Genomic DNA, 15,314 nt, shown 5'->3' on the forward strand with positions numbered 1-15,314 from the left:
CATCGTCAAGATTAAATTCCGAAACCCCAATTGCGAAAGCAGTTGGGGTTTTGTTTTGCCCGTAAGAAAAGTTTCAGGCCTGGCAGTACATAGCCAAAAAACTCCGAACAGGGTGGCCTGTCGGGGCATATCCATGCAGGTACGCTGCAGATTAATCCGCGGCGCCGCCTCCAGCTTTACCTATTGAAGTACTGGCCTGAGTAATGCGTCGCCACCCATGGACTTCATACTCGCGCTCTTGTTCAATCGAGCCCGGTTTACGCATTGTCAGTTGCGCGTACAGCCCGTCTTTCTTGTCGTAGTTGCCGAAATGGTCGTTCAATCTGGCGACTAAACATTCATTACCGATATTCACCGGAAAGTCGGCGATCGTTTCGACCACATAATAGCCCGCGCCATAACCGTAATACTCCTCGGGTTCCTCTGCTGACGCAGGAATAGGGCACAGCGGTTTTCTTTCCCCGCCAGTGTCGGAGGAGTCTTTGCCGACCGTGGCCAGACCTTTTGCAAGTGCGCGGTGGAGTTCCGGATTCAGCGTGTAAGGCGTCTTGTGGTCTTCTTTCGTCTGGGTACGGGGAATGCTGAGTTGATAGCGATAGTTAACCGTCAGCGTGGGCACTTCGACATTGACTTGCAGCGGGCTGAGTAAATAGACCTGATCAACGCCATAGTTGCTGTCGCGATAGGCGGCGTAGACCTTGCCACGAATGCTGATCCAGTTAACTGCCTGATTGGCGCCCCGACCACTGATGGAATACAACGAACTGCCGATCCCCGATTCCTCGCCAAGTGCAGCGGTTCTGCGAATGAAGCGGTCCCCATCACGGCGATAGGTTTCGTAGAAACTGAACAGCCCCGTGCCACCGGTGTAAGTCTGGACAACCAGATCGCGTTGGCCGTCTTCGTCCAGATCCAGCAGGTTGAACGTGGTCTGCCCCTGCTCGGTGTCCGCGTCCAGGTTGGACGCCTGCAGGGCCCTCCACTCACTTTGGGTAACACCCTTAGGGATGTTCTTCGGGAAGTGGGTTTTTTCGGCGTATTCACCCTCATCCGGTTCTGCGTCAAACACAGTCAGTGGACTTTTGATCGCTAAAGAAGCGAGCGTCCGTTCCAGGGCAAACTGCGGATCACTTTTGCTCGCCGCTTGAATACGCTTTTGCAGATCGTCCAGCGCTTGTTGGTCACTGTCGTTCGGCTTGTAGACAACCGCTTCCTTCCATTGCACTTTTAATACTTGCAGGCGCTCGCGATAACGTTGTTCAAGGCAAGAGACATCATCCGTGCACTCGTCGCGTGTGTTTAGCCACTGACGTTGCGACGCCTTTAGTTCAGGTTTAGCGCCTGCTGAAACCTTCATCAATCCGCGGTAAACCGTACCCATCTGCGCGTCCAGCTCATGCAACTGGTTATTCGCGCAAATGGTGTTTTCGACGGCATTCGCCGCTTTTGTGCAATCCATTCCAGCCGCCATTGCCTGCTGAATAAACAGAAATGCACAGGCGGACACGATGCCGCGTCCTTTGATGTACACGAAGTAAGTCCCGTATTGAGTAGTTGTACCGGCGCGCAGGGTAATCGTTGGACGAGGAATCTTGAAGTGCCGGCTTCAGGGAACCGCACTTCTGGCCGATAACCCATTCGGTGACTTAAAAGTCGCGCGAAATCGCTTGATAGCATTTGGCCGCCAGCTATCATCTGCGCGCCTGAAATTGCCCTCACTTCAATTGCCTGGAAATCTTCGATGCTGTCGTATCACCAAAAGAGTTTTCTGATCGTCGATGATTTCTCGGATTTCCGCAGTTCCGTTCGCTCAATGCTGCGCGAGCTCGGGGTCAAGGACGTCGACACCGCCGACACCGGCGAGCAGGCGCTGAAGATGTGTGCGCAGAAGTCCTACGATTTCATCCTGCAGGATTTCCACCTCGGCGACGGCAAGAAGAACGGCCAGCAGGTACTCGAAGACCTGATGCTGGAAAAGCTTATCAGCCATGAGGCGGTGTTCGTCATGGTCACCGCCGAGACCAGTCAGGCGATGGTGCTCAGTGCCCTGGAGCACGAGCCCGATGCTTACCTGACCAAACCGTTCAACCGCTCAGGCCTGGCCCAGCGCCTGGAGCGTCTGGAGCAGCGCAAGACGTTGCTCAAACCGATTCTGCAAGCCCTCGATCGCGGCAAACCGGTCGAGGTGCTTAACGCTTGCATCGCTCTGTGCAAGCAGGACATTCGTTATTCGCCGCTGTGCCTGCGCTACCGTGCCGATGCATTGCGCGACATGAACCAGAATGAAGCGCTGGAGCGTCTTTACGACAGCATCATCGCTGACCGACCGCTGCCATGGGCGTTCGCCGGGCTGGGCAAATTGTTGTTCAAGCGCGGTCAGGTGGCACAGGCCAAAGGTGTTTACGAAAAAGCCTTGAAGGTGTTTCCTATGATGCCTTCGCTGTATGACGGCATGGCCGACGTGCTGGTGTCCGAAGGTGACACCAAAGGCGCGCAGCAGGTGCTGGAAGAGGCGATCCGTCTGTCGCCGTTGGCGGTACGCCGTCAGGCCTTGCTCGGCAAACTGGCGATGGCCAACGAAGATTTCGACACCGCCTCGCGCGCCTATCGGCAAGCCGTGGCGCAAGGCGCACAGTCGCGATTCAAGGATCCGGAAAGCAACCTTGGCCTGGCCCATGCGCTGATCAGCAAGGGCAGTGAGCGCGGTCTCGACACGCGCACGCGGCTGGAGATCAACACTACGCTCAGTGCCGTGGCCAAAGAGAACCCGACCGATCCGGGCCTGCAGATTCGTGCGCGCCTGATGAAGGCCACCAGCCTGCTGCTCAATGATGCCGAGACCGCCGACAAGCTCACCGAGCAAGCGTTGATGCGCCTCGACGGCATGGAGCAGTTCATGAGTCCGGAGGCGGCGCTGCTGGTCGCCAAGCAACTGCAAATGCTCGGTCAGGCCGAGGCGGGCACCTCGATGCTCAAGAGCTGCGCGGAAATCTACGGCGACGATCCGGCCGTGATGAAAGACATCGCCAAGCTCACCGACGACCCGACTATCCTCAGCTCCAGTAACGCCGCTGCCGACCTCAACCGTCAGGGCGTGCGCGTGTACAAGACCGGCAATCTGGTGGAGGCCCGCGAGGTGTTCCGCAAGGCGCTGAAGATGCAACCGAAGAACATCAGTATCGCGCTGAACATGGCCCAGTCGCTGCTGCACGGCACCGACACGTCGGTGCCATCGGCGGAGCTGGAAGAATGTCGGGCCTGCCTGAAAATGGTTGGCCTGATGCCCGACACCGACGCGCGTCATGCGCGTTATCAGAAGCTGAAAAGCAAGGCGTTTGGCGAATGAACCACGACCCGCAGGCTTTGGATTTTTCCACGGTGATCGCCTCCACCGTCCATGACATGAAAAACTCGCTGGCCATGCTCATGCAGGCTCACAGCCAATGGCTGGCGCGTTTACCTGAGGCGCAGCGCCAAGGCACGGAGCCGGGCGTGATCGACTTCGAGTTCGCCCACCTCAATGGCATGCTGGTGCAGTTGCTCGGGCTGTATAAGCTCGGCGTCAACCAGTTGCCACTGCAACCGGCCTATCACGAGCTCGATGACTTTATCGAAGCGCAACTGGCGTCGCATCAAGAGGTGTTCGCCAGTCGCGGCATCGTCGCTACTTATGAGGTTGATCCGCTGAGCCCGCTGGGGTTCTTTGATCGCGAGCTGGTCGCCTCGGTGCTCGGCAACTGCATCAACAATGCGATTCGCTATGCCCGCGAATCTCTGCTGATTACCGTCAGCGACGAGGCCGGGCAACTGGTCCTGAGCATCAACGACGACGGCGACGGTTACCCGGCCGAGATGCTTGAGCGTCAGGCCGATTACGTGCAGGGCATCAACCACAGCAGTGGCAGCACCGGGCTCGGTTTGTATTTCGCCAACCGCATCGCAGCGCTGCATCAGCGCAACGGTGTTGAAGGTCGCACGGAAATCCGCAACGGCGGCCCGTTGGGCGGCGGCATATTCAGCCTCTACCTGCCCTGAAAGCATGCCCTGTGTAGGAGCTGCCGAAGGCTGCGATCTTTTGATGTTGTTCTTGAAAGCAAGATCAAAAGATCGTCCGATCGCGGCCCGAGCCTTCGGCAGCTCCTACAGAGGGCGCTTTCGGGTGTGGTTATTTTGTGTGACGCTGCTTGATATTGCGAACAGCCGAAGCCTATTTTGTACGAGTCGCCGTTCGCGGCTCGCACAATAACAAGGATAGCGTCATGACAACCGATGGCCAGCGTTCACTCGCACAGCGATTGACGGGCATTGATGAGATTGAATGTGTCACGCCGGATTTGAATGGCGTGCCGCGAGGCAAGGTAATGACCGCTGAGGGTTTCCTCGAAGGGCGGCGTTTGCAGCTGGCGCGTGGTGTGCTGCTGCAATGCATCATGGGTGGTTATCCCGCGGCGCGGTTTTACGGCAGCGATGACGGCGATCTTGCCCTGATTGCCGAACCTACCCAGATTCATCGCCTTCCGTGGAGCGATGATCCGCGTGCCCTGGCCATTTGCGACGCCGATGAACTGACCGGCGAAAGCTCCAATCTGTCGACCCGTGGCCAGTTGAAGAAGGTCATCGCACGCTACGCGGCGCGCGGTCTGGCGCCGGTGGTGGCGACCGAGCTGGAATTCTTTATCTTCGCCCCCAACACCGACCCGACCCAACCCTTTCGCCCTCCGGTCGGCCTCGACGGTCGTCGCGAAGATGGCCAGTCGGCGTTCAGCGTCAGTTCCAACAATGGACTGCGCCCGTTCTTCAGCGAAGTCTACAAATGCATGGCCGCCCTCGGTCTGCCGCGCGACACTTTCATGCACGAAATGGGCGTCAGCCAATTCGAGATCAATCTGCTGCACGGCGATCCGTTGCTGCTGGCCGATCAAACGTTCCTGTTCAAACACCTGCTCAAAGAAGTCGCGCTCAAGCACGGCCTGACCGTGGTGTGCATGGCCAAGCCGCTGGCGCATACGCCGGGCAGTTCGATGCATATTCACCAGAGCATCGTCGACATCAACAGTGGCAAGAATGTCTTCAGCGACGAAAACGGCCAGCCGACGGCAATTTTCCGCCACTTCATCGGTGGGCAGCAGGCGGGCATGGCCGAGTTCACCGCACTGTTTGCACCCAATGTGAACTCCTACCAGCGCTTGTGCCATCCGTACGCATCGCCGAACAACGCCTGCTGGTCCCATGACAATCGCGCCGCCGGCTTGCGTATTCCCGCCAGTTCGCCGGTCGCTCGTCGGGTCGAAAACCGTTTGCCAGGCGCCGACGCCAACCCGTATCTGGCGATTGCCGCCAGTCTGGCTGCGGGCTTGCACGGTATCGAGCATGAGCTGGAGCCGACTGAAGCCATTCAAGGGGAGTTCGAGGTGCCGGACAACCTTTCGCTGCCATGTACCTTGCATGCCGCGCTTGATCGTCTGAAACGTAGCCAATTGGCGAGGGAACTGTTCGGACAGGAGTTCATCGAAGGCTACATCGCTTCGAAGACCATGGAGTTGACCAGCTTCTTTGATGAAATCACTCCCTGGGAACGGCGTGTTCTAGCAGCCCAGGCCTGACGAACTGTCGCCATCGGGCTATCGTTTTGATAGCCCGGTATTCACTGCAAGGAGCCGCTCGGAACGCCGATGCGCCAAATCTGGAAATCCTTTCGAGCGCTGTATTTCGCCTCGCTGATGATGTTGATCGGCTCGGGCCTTCTCTCTACTTACCTGGCGTTGCGCCTGGCCGCTGACCATGTCGATGGGCTGTGGGTCGGCGCGCTGATGGCGGCCAACTATTTCGGTCTGGTGCTCGGCGGCAAGATTGGCCACCGGCTGATTGCGCGGGTCGGGCATATCCGGGCGTATTCGGCGTGTGCCGGCATTGTCGGGGCGGCGGTGCTCGGTCATGGTCTGGTCGATTGGCTGCCGGCATGGCTGGTACTGCGGACCATCGTCGGTCTGGGCATGATGTGCCAATACATGGTGATCGAAAGCTGGCTCAATGAGCAGGCGGACGCCAACCAGCGGGGGTTGGTGTTCAGTGGCTACATGATCGCTTCGTATCTTGGCCTGGTGCTGGGCCAACTGATTCTGGTCATGCACCCGGGCCTGGGCCTGGAGCTGCTGATGCTGGTCGCCCTGTGCTTTGCGCTGTGCCTGGTCCCGGTGACATTGACGCGACGGATTCACCCGGCGCCGCTGCATCCGGCGCCGATGGAGCCGCGCTTCTTTATCAAGCGCGTGCCGCAGTCGCTGAGTACCGTGCTCGGTGCCGGTCTGATCATCGGTTCGTTCTACGGTCTGGCACCTTTGTATGCCTCGCAGCAAGGGCTGTCGACCGAACAGGTCGGTTTGTTCATGGGTAGCTGCATCTTTGCCGGTTTGTTGGTGCAGTGGCCGTTGGGCTGGTTGTCCGACCGTTACGACCGGGCCTTGCTGATTCGCTGTTTTGCCGGGTTTCTGGCGGTCGCGGCGTTGCCGTTGGCGATCATGCCGCAGGTGCCGCTGGAGGTGCTGTTCATTGTCGGTTTCTTCTGTTCGCTGGTGCAGTTCTGTCTGTACCCGCTGGCGGTGGCCTTCTCCAATGACCACGTCGAGGGGGATCGCCGGGTTTCGCTGACGGCGATGCTGTTGGTGACCTACGGTGTAGGGGCGAGCATTGGGCCGTTACTCGCGGGTGTGCTGATGAAGCTGTTTGGCAGCCAGAGTCTGTATGCGTTCTTCAGCTTCTTTGCCTTGGTGCTGGTGTGGCGAATCCGCCCGAAAGCTGTAACCAACTTGCATCAGGTCGACGATGCACCACTGCATCACGTGGCGATGCCGGACAGCATGTCCAGTTCGCCACTGGTGGCTGCGCTGGACCCGCGCGTGGATGAGCAGGTAGTGCAGGATCAGATGCAGAACACCGTGGCACCGGAGCCTGAGTCGCAACCTGATCCGGAGCCTGAGGTGCAGCCTGAACCTGTGGTCGAGACTGGTGCGGATGACGACAGCGATAAACCGACACCGGACATCAGTGGTGGCAGACCTTGATATCCTGGAGTCGCAGCCATCAGTAGTGAGCCTATGACTCTGCAGTGAACAGAGTCTGTGCAGTCGGCCACAGTCTCTGTGGCGAGGGGATTTATCCCCGATCGGTTGCGCAGCAGCAGCCAGGCCATTCAATGCGATCAGTCAGGAGAAATGCGGGGTCAGTATTTGGGGCCGCTTCGCAGCCCATCGGGGATAAATCCCCTCACCACAGGGAGCTCATTGCTGTCGGATCATTGGAGCAGGTACAAAAAAGGGCAGTCCCGCCAAGGACTGCCCTTCTTGTTTGCGCGTCTGAATCACATGTCGTCTTTGTCGAAACGCCGTGCTTCACGCTGCAATTGATAAACAAAACGCTCAACGTTGCGGGCAGCCTGGCCACTGATGTTGTGGAAGCGCAAACCGGCAAAGGTGATGTTGAGTTTTTCTTCGAAGTGCAGATAACGCAGTTCGACGGAGGTCGGCTGGTTACCGAACAGTGGCGGGGCGATCAGGCGATCGTAGACCTGGCCCAGTTGCAGGCGGTCAGTGATGTCGCCTTCGAAGCGCAGTTTGCAACCGGTGGCGGAAATATCCAGCAGCTTGCCGTTGATCGGCGACTTGAGCTTTTCGCCGCCGAGTTCAACGCTGACCAGATCGGTCAGTTTCAGCGCTGCGCGAAAGGCGTTGCGACGCTGGTGGTAGACCACTTCGGTCGGCAGCTCGCCGGTGTAAAAGCGATCACCTTCGGACTCTTCGATATTCAGCGTACCGTCGCATTCCCAGGCGATGCGCACGCCATCGTGGAAGCCTTCGACCTTGAACGGCTCACCGGCCTGCAAGAAACGCTCGCCGTCGCGCGGGATCATTTCGTCCAGAGCGATCGTCCCGGTGTCACGGTCGACCTTGATCAGGTAACTCTGGAAACGCTGGCTGCGCTCGTGGAAGGTGATGATCAGCGGATCATGGCTTTCTTGCAGCTGGCGCAGGTTGCTGGAGATTTCCAGAGGTGTAGTGAGCACCTTTGGTGGCTGCGGAGCATCATCCGCGCTAAGGACGTTGGACACGTTGAATCAATCTCCAGACAAAATTTGACTACGACTAGCCAGCATTTTGCCAGCATGTTTCGCAGGTTGATAGAGCGCAGGCATCGAACGGCTCACGCCTGACTGAGCGCGCGCGGCTTCGCAAGCTTGGAGAAGGCACCGCTGGCGTCGTAGAGCGCTGGCGGCTCGCCGCCGGTGAGGATCTTCAGCTGATTGGCCGTGGCGGCCTGCTGGACCAGGATCGATTGGCCATTGTTGACGTTGGCCGCCTGGCATTGCGCGATGAGGTCGGTGAGGAAATCGCTCTGGCTGAGCAATTGTTCGCCAATGCTCGATTGGCTGGCCAATTGCTCAAGCCCCTGCCGATTGGGCGGCAGGTTAAGGCTGGCGAGGATCTCGCTGCGTTTGCGGCCATGCTGTTCGAGCAGAATGATCAGCGCCTGTTTGCGTGCCAGAACTTCTTCCAGCAGGGGCATGTCACGACCGTGCAAAGCGAGGGACTCGGTTTGCAATAACTCCAGCAATTGTTGAGCTGGAGCAAAGTCGTCGATGATCAGTTGCAATAAATTAGTGTCGTGCATGGCTGGCCTTGGGTTTTAAGCGTCCAAAAGCCTGGCGCTGGCGTTGGCCTAGCGCTGGGCTTCGAAGTTGAGCAGTTTGCTGGCTACACGGTTGCTGTCGACTTTATAGCTGCCATCGGCAATCGCGGCTTTCAACTCGGCCACACGGGCTTTGTCGACAGCAGGTTGATCGCGCAGCTTGTCAGTGACCTTCTGCAACTGTTGAGCCTCATTGCTGAGGTGTACCGATTCCCCGCTTTTTGCGGTACTGGCCGGTTCGGCCTGGGTATTCAGCGGCGCGGAGGTGCCGGTTTCGGCGGTGTCCTTGGCGTTGCTGGTACGTGTACTGCCCGTAAGTGACGAGGAGCTGTTCAAACGGCTGAAATCGATGACCATGATAAAAACCTCTGGGAATTTGGACGCTTGCCATGTTTTCGGCCATCCCCTGGAAAACTTTAGGCGCATTTACCAACGAACCTTGCATGCGCCGGCGCGAGTCCTGCTGCGGCACAGTTTAGGGAACAGCCGGGATCAGCGCCAGTTTTCTACATCGCTACTTCCACTTGGCCTGGCGCGGTGACTTGCGCCTTGATGACCCGTTGGGAGTTGAGGTTTTTCACCCGTATCTGTTCTTTCAATCCGCCGTTGGACAGGGCTTCGCCCGGCATCCGTACCGCCAGCGTACCGCTGCGGGCGGTAATCACCACTTGATCGCCTTTGCGAATGACTTCGGCCTGTTCCAGATGGACCAGGGTAATCACCTGATCGGCGACCGTTGGTCGGGTTAATTTTTGCCCGATCGCTTCGTCCACCGAGGTCAGAAAGCCCTGATTGATCAGGCTGACGTCGCGTTCGCGCAAGGTCACGTCTTGCGGTTCGATAATTCCGGCACGCTTGAGTGGCCGGGTGGTGGTGACAATCTCGCGAAACAGGCGGACTTGAGCGGGCACGAACACGGTCCAGGGTGAGGATCCCTCACAGCGAACCTTCACGGTTACGCGGCCCAAAGGACGTGCCGGGCTCTCCAAAGTGGCTGTCAATTCCTTGTCGCACATAGGCATGCGCATACGTGGATCGAGTTGCTTGACCTCGATTTCATAGCGGCCTTCGGTTTGACTGGTGGCCAGATAGTCTTCTACGGTGAACTCAAGAAAGCCCTGAGTGACGCCGATAAGCATGTCAGGCAAGGTAACCGCATCAGCAATGGCAGGACTGCCAGCAAAAAAGCAGCAAATGGCGCACGCGGCACAGAGCCCTCTGCGGAGGGGCGATGTCAGGCGTCGGAAAAATGTCGTTTGAGCGTTCATACGAGTTAAAAAGCAAGCGCCGTGCCGTTTAGCAATGAATGTGCGTCGCAACAACACTTGGCGTTGATGTAGGAGTCTGGGCATGGCTGGTGTAATGGATTCGGTGAACCAGCGCACGCAACTGGTGGGGCAGAATCGCCTGGAGCTGTTGTTGTTCCGTCTTGACGGCCAGCAGCTCTATGGAATCAACGTGTTCAAGGTGCGGGAAGTGCTGCAATGCCCGTCGCTGACGTTGATGCCCAAGTCCAGTCCTGTCGTGTGCGGGGTGGCGAATATTCGAGGGGCGACCATTCCGATCCTGGATCTGGCAATGGCGACCGGCTCGGGTGCGTTGAAAGACAAGAACAACCCGTTCGTGATCATCACGGAGTACAACACCAAGACCCAGGGTTTCCTGGTCCGCTCGGTGGAGCGCATCGTCAACATGAACTGGGAAGAGATTCATCCGCCGCCCAAGGGCACGGGTCGCGATCATTACCTGACCGCTGTGACTCGGGTGGACAATCAGTTAGTCGAAATCATCGACGTCGAGAAAGTGCTGGCGGAAGTTGCGCCGACACCGGAAGCGATTTCGGTGGGCGTGGTCGATGTCGAGACCCAGACCAAGGCGTTGTCGCTGCGGGTCTTGACGGTCGATGACTCGTCAGTGGCGCGCAAGCAGGTCACGCGTTGCCTGCAGACGGTCGGCGTCGAAGTGGTGGCGCTGAACGACGGCAAGCAGGCGCTGGATTACTTGCGCAAGCTGGTCGATGAGGGCAAGAAGCCGGAAGAAGAGTTCCTGATGATGATCTCCGACATCGAGATGCCGGAGATGGACGGGTACACCCTGACGGCCGAGATCCGCGCTGACCCGCGCATGCAAAAGCTTCACATCATCCTGCATACTTCGTTGTCCGGGGTATTCAATCAGGCGATGGTCAAGAAAGTCGGTGCTGATGACTTCCTGGCCAAATTCCGCCCTGATGACCTGGCATCCCGGGTAGTCGACCGGATCAAAGCAGCAGATATCAGCTAGGGGCGCTTTGCCCCTGGCGGTCAACACGATTTAAGAGGCGGCATCATTGTCTACGGGTAATTTGGATTTCGAACAGTTCCGGGTCTTCCTGGAAAAAGCCTGTGGCATTTTGCTCGGTGAAAACAAGCAGTACCTGGTCTCGAGCCGTCTCAACAAACTGATGGAGCAGCAAGGCATCAAATCCCTGGGTGAGCTGGTTCAGCGCATCCAGACCCAGCCGCGCAGCGGTTTGCGCGAGCAGGTGGTCGATGCCATGACGACCAACGAAACCCTGTGGTTTCGTGACACCTATCCGTTTGAAGTCTTGAAGAACAAGGTGCTGCCTGAAGCGATCAAGGCCAGCCCCAACCAGCGTCTGCGGATCTGGTCGGCAGCCTGCTCGTCGGGCCAGGAACCGTACTCGCTGTCGATGTCGATCGACGAGTTCGAGCGCAGCAACCTGGGCCAGTTGAAGATGGGTGTGCAGATCGTTGCTACTGATTTGTCCGGCCTGATGCTGACCAACTGCAAGACGGGCGAGTACGACAGCCTGGCGATCGGTCGCGGTTTGTCGCCGGAACGTCTGCAGCGTTACTTCGACCCGAAAGGGCCGGGGCGCTGGGTGATCAAGGCGCCGATCAAGAACCGCGTGGAGTTCCGCTCGTTCAACCTGCTCGACAGCTATGCCGCGCTGGGCAAGTTCGACATCGTGTTCTGCCGCAATGTGTTGATCTACTTCTCTGCCGAAGTGAAGAAAGACATCCTGTTGCGCATTCACAGCACGTTGAAGCCGGGCGGTTATCTGTTCCTTGGCGCTTCCGAAGCGTTGAACGGTTTGCCGGACCATTACCAGATGGTGCAGTGCAGCCCGGGGATTATTTACCAGGCGAAATGATTGCATCGGCAACAGCAAAAAACGGCAGGCCCGCAAAGGCCTGCCGTTTTTTTATGCCTCTCACATCCCCCTCTGTAGGAGCTGCCGAAGGCTCGGACCGCGATCGGACGATCTTTTGATCTTGCTTGTGATGCAGCAAAAACAGGATCAAAAGATCGCAGCCTTCGGCAGCTCCTACAGGGGACGTGTTAACAGGAAGAAGCGGCAGAAAAGCGGCATTCGGCGGAAACCGGTTGCCGCTTTTCTGGCATTGCCGCTTTGCCGATTGCCCGCGAAGCCCCGGTTTACGGGGTTTTTTCGCTTTGGCACGCCGCTTGCTAAAGCTCAGTTACGAAAAACCGGTCACCCGAAGGTTCCCGACATGAGCATCAGCTTCGATAAAGCGCTCGGCATTCACGAACAAGCCCTGGGCTTCCGCGCCCAGCGCGCTGAAGTCCTGGCCAACAACATCGCCAACGCCGATACCCCGAACTACAAGGCTCGGGATCTGGACTTCTCCAAAGTGCTGGAAGCACAGACCGAGAAAACCAAAAAAGGCGGCAACTTTGCCCTCAACATGACCAACAGCCGTCATATCGAGGCCGAAGGTCTGGGCAATGGCGACGAATCGCTGATGTATCGCACGCCGATGCAGCCTTCGATCGACCAGAACACCGTGGACGCCCAACTGGAACAGTCGAACTACGCGGAAAACGCCGTCGGCTTCCAGGCCAGCTTCACCCTGCTCAACAGCAAATTCAAAGGGCTGGTGTCAGCCCTGCGCGGAGAGTAATCCATGTCCCTGTCCAGCGTTTTCAACATTGCCGGCAGCGGCATGAGCGCACAAACCACGCGTTTGAACACCGTGGCTTCGAACATCGCCAACGCCGAAACCGTCTCGTCGAGCATCGATCAGACCTATCGCGCCCGTCACCCGGTATTCGCCACCATGTTCCAGGGCGGCCAAAACGCTGGCAGCAACTCGCTGTTCCAGAGTCAGGATGCTGCGGGTCAAGGCGTGCAGGTGCTCGGTGTGGTCGAAGACCAGAGCAACCTCGAAGCGCGTTACGAGCCGAACCATCCGGCCGCCGACGCCAAGGGCTACGTCTACTACCCGAACGTCAACGTGGTGGAAGAAATGGCTGACATGATTTCCGCGAGCCGTTCGTTCCAGACCAACGCCGAAATGATGAACACCGCCAAAACCATGATGCAGAAGGTACTGACCCTCGGTCAGTAATAAGGGGCGACTGCCATGAGTGTTTCCGATTCCACCAGCGGCGTAAGCATTAAAGACGTACTGGCCAACTCTTCGGTCAAGACCGGGACCACCACTGATGGTCTGGCTGCGGCCACCAACAGTGCCACCGGTAAACAGGCCCTGGGCAAGGATGCGTTTCTGCAACTGCTGGTCACCCAGCTGAAAAACCAGAACCCGCTCGACCCACAGGACAACAGTGAGTTCGTCGCTCAACTGGCGCAGTTCAGCAGCCTGGAAGGCATCACCACGCTGAACTCCACCGTCAGCGGGATTGCCGGCAACTACAACTCGTCGCAAGCATTGCAAGCTTCGTCGCTGGTGGGCCGTTCGGTCATCGCCCAGACCGACAAGGCGGTGGTCGATACCAGCAAGAGCCTCAACGGCACCGTGGTGGTTCCGGCTTCCGGCGCGGTCTCGCTGTCGATCAAAGATGCCGACGGCAAAGTCGTGCGCACCATCGACATGGGCAACCAGACCGCTGGCAATGCCGGTTTCATCTGGGACGGCAAAGACGCGTCCGGTGCGGTCGCGGCAGCGGGCACTTACACGTTCACCGCCAGCGCCACGTACGACGGCAAGGCGACTTCGCTGGTTACGTATCTGCCGGCCACCGTTAACAGCGTGACCATCAGCCAGACCGGCGGTGAGTTGATGCTGAACCTGGCGGGCCTGGGCAGCGTTGCGCTGTCCAAAGTACAAACCATTGGTATATAGAGCCGACTAACCGGCACAAAGGAGTGGAATATGTCTTTCAATATCGGCCTTAGCGGTCTCTATGCAGCCAACAAACAACTGGACGTGACCGGTAACAACATCGCCAACGTCGCGACCACCGGTTTCAAATCGTCCCGTGCAGAATTCGAAGACGTGTACTCGGCCACGCGCCTGGGCACTGGTAGCAAGACCGTCGGTAACGGCGTGCGTCTGGCCAACGTGTCCCAGCAGTTCGGTCAGGGTGACGTGAACAACACCGGTAACGTGTTGGACATGGGTATCCAGGGCAACGGTTTCTTCATCCTCAGCGACAACGGTTCGCTGAGCTACACCCGTGCCGGTGCGTTCAAGACCGACGCTGAAAACTATGTAGTCGACAACAACGGCAACCGTCTGCAAGGTTACGGCGTTGATGCCAACGGCAAGATCATGACCGGCGTGCTGACCGACCTGAAGATCGACACCTCGGCCCTCAAACCGAACGCAACGTCGAAGATCGACCAGACCATGAACCTGAACTCGGAAGACACCAAGCCAACGGTGGCGCCGTTCAGTCCGACCGATCTGAACAGCTACAACAAGCTGATTTCGACGCCGGTCTACGACACTCAGGGTAACGAGCACCGCATGGATCAGTACTACGTGAAAACGGGTACCAATGCCTGGAGCGTCTACACCTACATGGATGGTCGTACCCCATCGGATCCGACCAACAACGTCTTGACGCCGATGACTCACGACATCACCTTCAACTCTGATGGTTCCATCGCGACCTTGACGGCGGGCACTGGCTGGGTCAAATCCGGCAACACCCTGACCATGAACGGCTGGATTCCTGGTGTGGTGACCAACGCGACGACCTCGCCAGTGACCTGGGGGCCGAACGGTTCCAAGGCCAACAGTACCGGTATCGCCTTCAACACGGCGTTGACCACTTCGTATAACGCTCCGACGGCGCGCACTGCGCAGTATCAGGACGGTTACGCGACTGGGCAGATTTCCAGTCTGACCATCGATTCGACCGGTGTGATGACGGCTAACTTCAGCAACCAGCAGACCAAGGCGATTGGTCAGGTGGCGGTGGCCAGCTTTGCCAACGAGCAGGGTTTGCAGCCGATTGGCGGCACGCGCTGGAAGGAGACTTTCGCGTCGGGTGTGGCTGGGGTTGATGCGCCGAAGACCGGTACGTTGGGCTCGATCGTGTCGAACTCGCTGGAAGAGTCGAACGTTAACCTGACCAATGAGCTGGTTGATCTGATCAAGGCGCAGAGTAACTATCAGGCGAACGCCAAGACCATTTCGACTCAGAGCACGATTATGCAGACCATTATTCAGATGACCTGATTTGGGTTTTGGGTTTTGGTTTGTGGAAGGGGCCCCTCGGTTGAGGGGCTTTTTTTTGGGGCTTGGATTGGGGGGATATCCGTTGTTGCGGTAACGGCTGCTCAGGGTTCCGCCCTTACGGCGGGTCACCTTTTCCAAACGCCGAAAAGGTAACCGAAAAGGCTTGCTCCTACGTGC

Annotated in this window: 15 protein-coding genes; 10 read left to right on the top strand and 5 right to left on the bottom strand. The window is 58.0% G+C overall.

Features of this window, described 5'->3' with window-relative positions:
- Positions 1-151 precede the first annotated feature (151 nt).
- Entirely contained in the window at positions 152-1,531 is a 1,380-nt protein-coding gene (locus ACQ4MY_RS28120; protein WP_440097175.1) for a lysozyme inhibitor LprI family protein, read from the bottom strand.
- Positions 1,532-1,741: 210 nt separating this feature from the next.
- Here ACQ4MY_RS28120 and ACQ4MY_RS28125 point away from each other — a divergent pair, with 210 nt between their 5' ends.
- From ACQ4MY_RS28125 to ACQ4MY_RS28140, 4 genes are all read left to right on the top strand, one after another.
- Positions 1,742-3,346, top strand: a complete 1,605-nt coding sequence (locus ACQ4MY_RS28125) for a tetratricopeptide repeat-containing response regulator (RefSeq protein ID WP_008083682.1) — start codon at positions 1,742-1,744, stop codon at positions 3,344-3,346.
- A complete protein-coding gene (locus ACQ4MY_RS28130; protein WP_158830453.1) occupies positions 3,343-4,035 on the top strand; it encodes a sensor histidine kinase in 693 nt (230 codons plus the stop codon). The genes ACQ4MY_RS28125 and ACQ4MY_RS28130 overlap by 4 nt, the downstream gene beginning before the upstream one ends.
- Positions 4,036-4,361: 326 nt before the next feature.
- On the top strand, positions 4,362-5,603 hold the full coding sequence (locus ACQ4MY_RS28135; RefSeq protein WP_440097203.1) for a glutamine synthetase family protein: 1,242 nt from the start codon (positions 4,362-4,364) through the stop codon (positions 5,601-5,603).
- A 69-nt stretch (positions 5,604-5,672) separates the two neighbouring features.
- On the top strand, positions 5,673-7,061 hold the full coding sequence (locus ACQ4MY_RS28140) for an MFS transporter (protein ID WP_440097176.1): 1,389 nt from the start codon (positions 5,673-5,675) through the stop codon (positions 7,059-7,061).
- A gap of 296 nt (positions 7,062-7,357) precedes the next feature.
- On the opposite strand, the gene ACQ4MY_RS28145 is transcribed toward ACQ4MY_RS28140, so the two are convergent.
- The 4 genes from ACQ4MY_RS28145 to flgA all read right to left on the bottom strand — a co-directional run bounded on the left by ACQ4MY_RS28145 (position 7,358) and on the right by flgA (position 9,950).
- Positions 7,358-8,104, bottom strand: a complete 747-nt coding sequence (locus ACQ4MY_RS28145) for a flagellar brake protein (protein ID WP_008083686.1) — start codon at positions 8,102-8,104, stop codon at positions 7,358-7,360.
- Between the two features lie 92 nt (positions 8,105-8,196).
- A complete protein-coding gene (locus tag ACQ4MY_RS28150; protein ID WP_008083687.1) occupies positions 8,197-8,664 on the bottom strand; it encodes a flagella synthesis protein FlgN in 468 nt (155 codons plus the stop codon).
- 48 nt (positions 8,665-8,712) lie between these two features.
- Positions 8,713-9,039 (bottom strand): flagellar biosynthesis anti-sigma factor FlgM, encoded by a 327-nt coding sequence (flgM, locus tag ACQ4MY_RS28155; protein WP_008083690.1) that lies wholly within the window; start codon positions 9,037-9,039, stop codon positions 8,713-8,715.
- A gap of 149 nt (positions 9,040-9,188) precedes the next feature.
- On the bottom strand, positions 9,189-9,950 hold the full coding sequence (gene flgA, locus ACQ4MY_RS28160) for a flagellar basal body P-ring formation chaperone FlgA (RefSeq protein WP_081500519.1): 762 nt from the start codon (positions 9,948-9,950) through the stop codon (positions 9,189-9,191).
- 82 nt (positions 9,951-10,032) lie between these two features.
- Here flgA and ACQ4MY_RS28165 point away from each other — a divergent pair, with 82 nt between their 5' ends.
- The 6 genes from ACQ4MY_RS28165 to flgE all read left to right on the top strand — a co-directional run bounded on the left by ACQ4MY_RS28165 (position 10,033) and on the right by flgE (position 15,137).
- Complete coding sequence (locus ACQ4MY_RS28165) at positions 10,033-10,965, top strand: chemotaxis protein CheV (RefSeq protein ID WP_008083695.1); 933 nt, start codon at positions 10,033-10,035, stop codon at positions 10,963-10,965.
- 46 nt (positions 10,966-11,011) lie between these two features.
- Entirely contained in the window at positions 11,012-11,839 is an 828-nt protein-coding gene (gene cheR, locus ACQ4MY_RS28170) for a protein-glutamate O-methyltransferase CheR (RefSeq protein ID WP_007917583.1), read from the top strand.
- 361 nt (positions 11,840-12,200) lie between these two features.
- Positions 12,201-12,611 (top strand): flagellar basal body rod protein FlgB, encoded by a 411-nt coding sequence (flgB, locus tag ACQ4MY_RS28175; RefSeq protein ID WP_008083696.1) that lies wholly within the window; start codon positions 12,201-12,203, stop codon positions 12,609-12,611.
- 3 nt (positions 12,612-12,614) lie between these two features.
- Positions 12,615-13,058 (top strand): flagellar basal body rod protein FlgC, encoded by a 444-nt coding sequence (gene flgC / locus ACQ4MY_RS28180; protein ID WP_053122816.1) that lies wholly within the window; start codon positions 12,615-12,617, stop codon positions 13,056-13,058.
- Between the two features lie 15 nt (positions 13,059-13,073).
- Positions 13,074-13,793 carry a flagellar hook assembly protein FlgD gene (gene flgD, locus ACQ4MY_RS28185; RefSeq protein ID WP_008083697.1) on the top strand — a complete coding sequence of 240 codons (720 nt, stop codon included), beginning with the start codon at positions 13,074-13,076 and terminating at the stop codon, positions 13,791-13,793.
- 30 nt (positions 13,794-13,823) lie between these two features.
- A complete protein-coding gene (flgE, locus tag ACQ4MY_RS28190) occupies positions 13,824-15,137 on the top strand; it encodes a flagellar hook protein FlgE (protein ID WP_008083698.1) in 1,314 nt (437 codons plus the stop codon).
- Positions 15,138-15,314 lie beyond the last annotated feature (177 nt).

Origin of the sequence: Pseudomonas sp. SM4 (assembly GCF_051913165.1) — a bacterium.
In the GTDB taxonomy this organism is placed as follows: Bacteria; Pseudomonadota; Gammaproteobacteria; order Pseudomonadales; family Pseudomonadaceae; genus Aquipseudomonas.

What these genes read in the sequence shown, in the direction of transcription:
- ACQ4MY_RS28125 (WP_008083682.1), top strand. Translation starts at nt 1,742, where the DNA reads ATGCTGTCGTATCACCAAAAGAGTTTTCTGATCGTCGATGATTTCTCG.
- ACQ4MY_RS28130 (WP_158830453.1), top strand. Translation starts at nt 3,343, where the DNA reads ATGAACCACGACCCGCAGGCTTTGGATTTTTCCACGGTGATCGCCTCC.
- ACQ4MY_RS28135 (WP_440097203.1), top strand. Translation starts at nt 4,362, where the DNA reads ATGACCGCTGAGGGTTTCCTCGAAGGGCGGCGTTTGCAGCTGGCGCGT.
- ACQ4MY_RS28140 (WP_440097176.1), top strand. Translation starts at nt 5,673, where the DNA reads ATGCGCCAAATCTGGAAATCCTTTCGAGCGCTGTATTTCGCCTCGCTG.
- ACQ4MY_RS28150 (WP_008083687.1), bottom strand. Translation starts at nt 8,664, where the DNA reads ATGCACGACACTAATTTATTGCAACTGATCATCGACGACTTTGCTCCA.
- flgM (WP_008083690.1), bottom strand. Translation starts at nt 9,039, where the DNA reads ATGGTCATCGATTTCAGCCGTTTGAACAGCTCCTCGTCACTTACGGGC.
- flgA (WP_081500519.1), bottom strand. Translation starts at nt 9,950, where the DNA reads ATGAACGCTCAAACGACATTTTTCCGACGCCTGACATCGCCCCTCCGC.
- ACQ4MY_RS28165 (WP_008083695.1), top strand. Translation starts at nt 10,033, where the DNA reads ATGGCTGGTGTAATGGATTCGGTGAACCAGCGCACGCAACTGGTGGGG.
- flgB (WP_008083696.1), top strand. Translation starts at nt 12,201, where the DNA reads ATGAGCATCAGCTTCGATAAAGCGCTCGGCATTCACGAACAAGCCCTG.
- flgC (WP_053122816.1), top strand. Translation starts at nt 12,615, where the DNA reads ATGTCCCTGTCCAGCGTTTTCAACATTGCCGGCAGCGGCATGAGCGCA.
- flgD (WP_008083697.1), top strand. Translation starts at nt 13,074, where the DNA reads ATGAGTGTTTCCGATTCCACCAGCGGCGTAAGCATTAAAGACGTACTG.
- flgE (WP_008083698.1), top strand. Translation starts at nt 13,824, where the DNA reads ATGTCTTTCAATATCGGCCTTAGCGGTCTCTATGCAGCCAACAAACAA.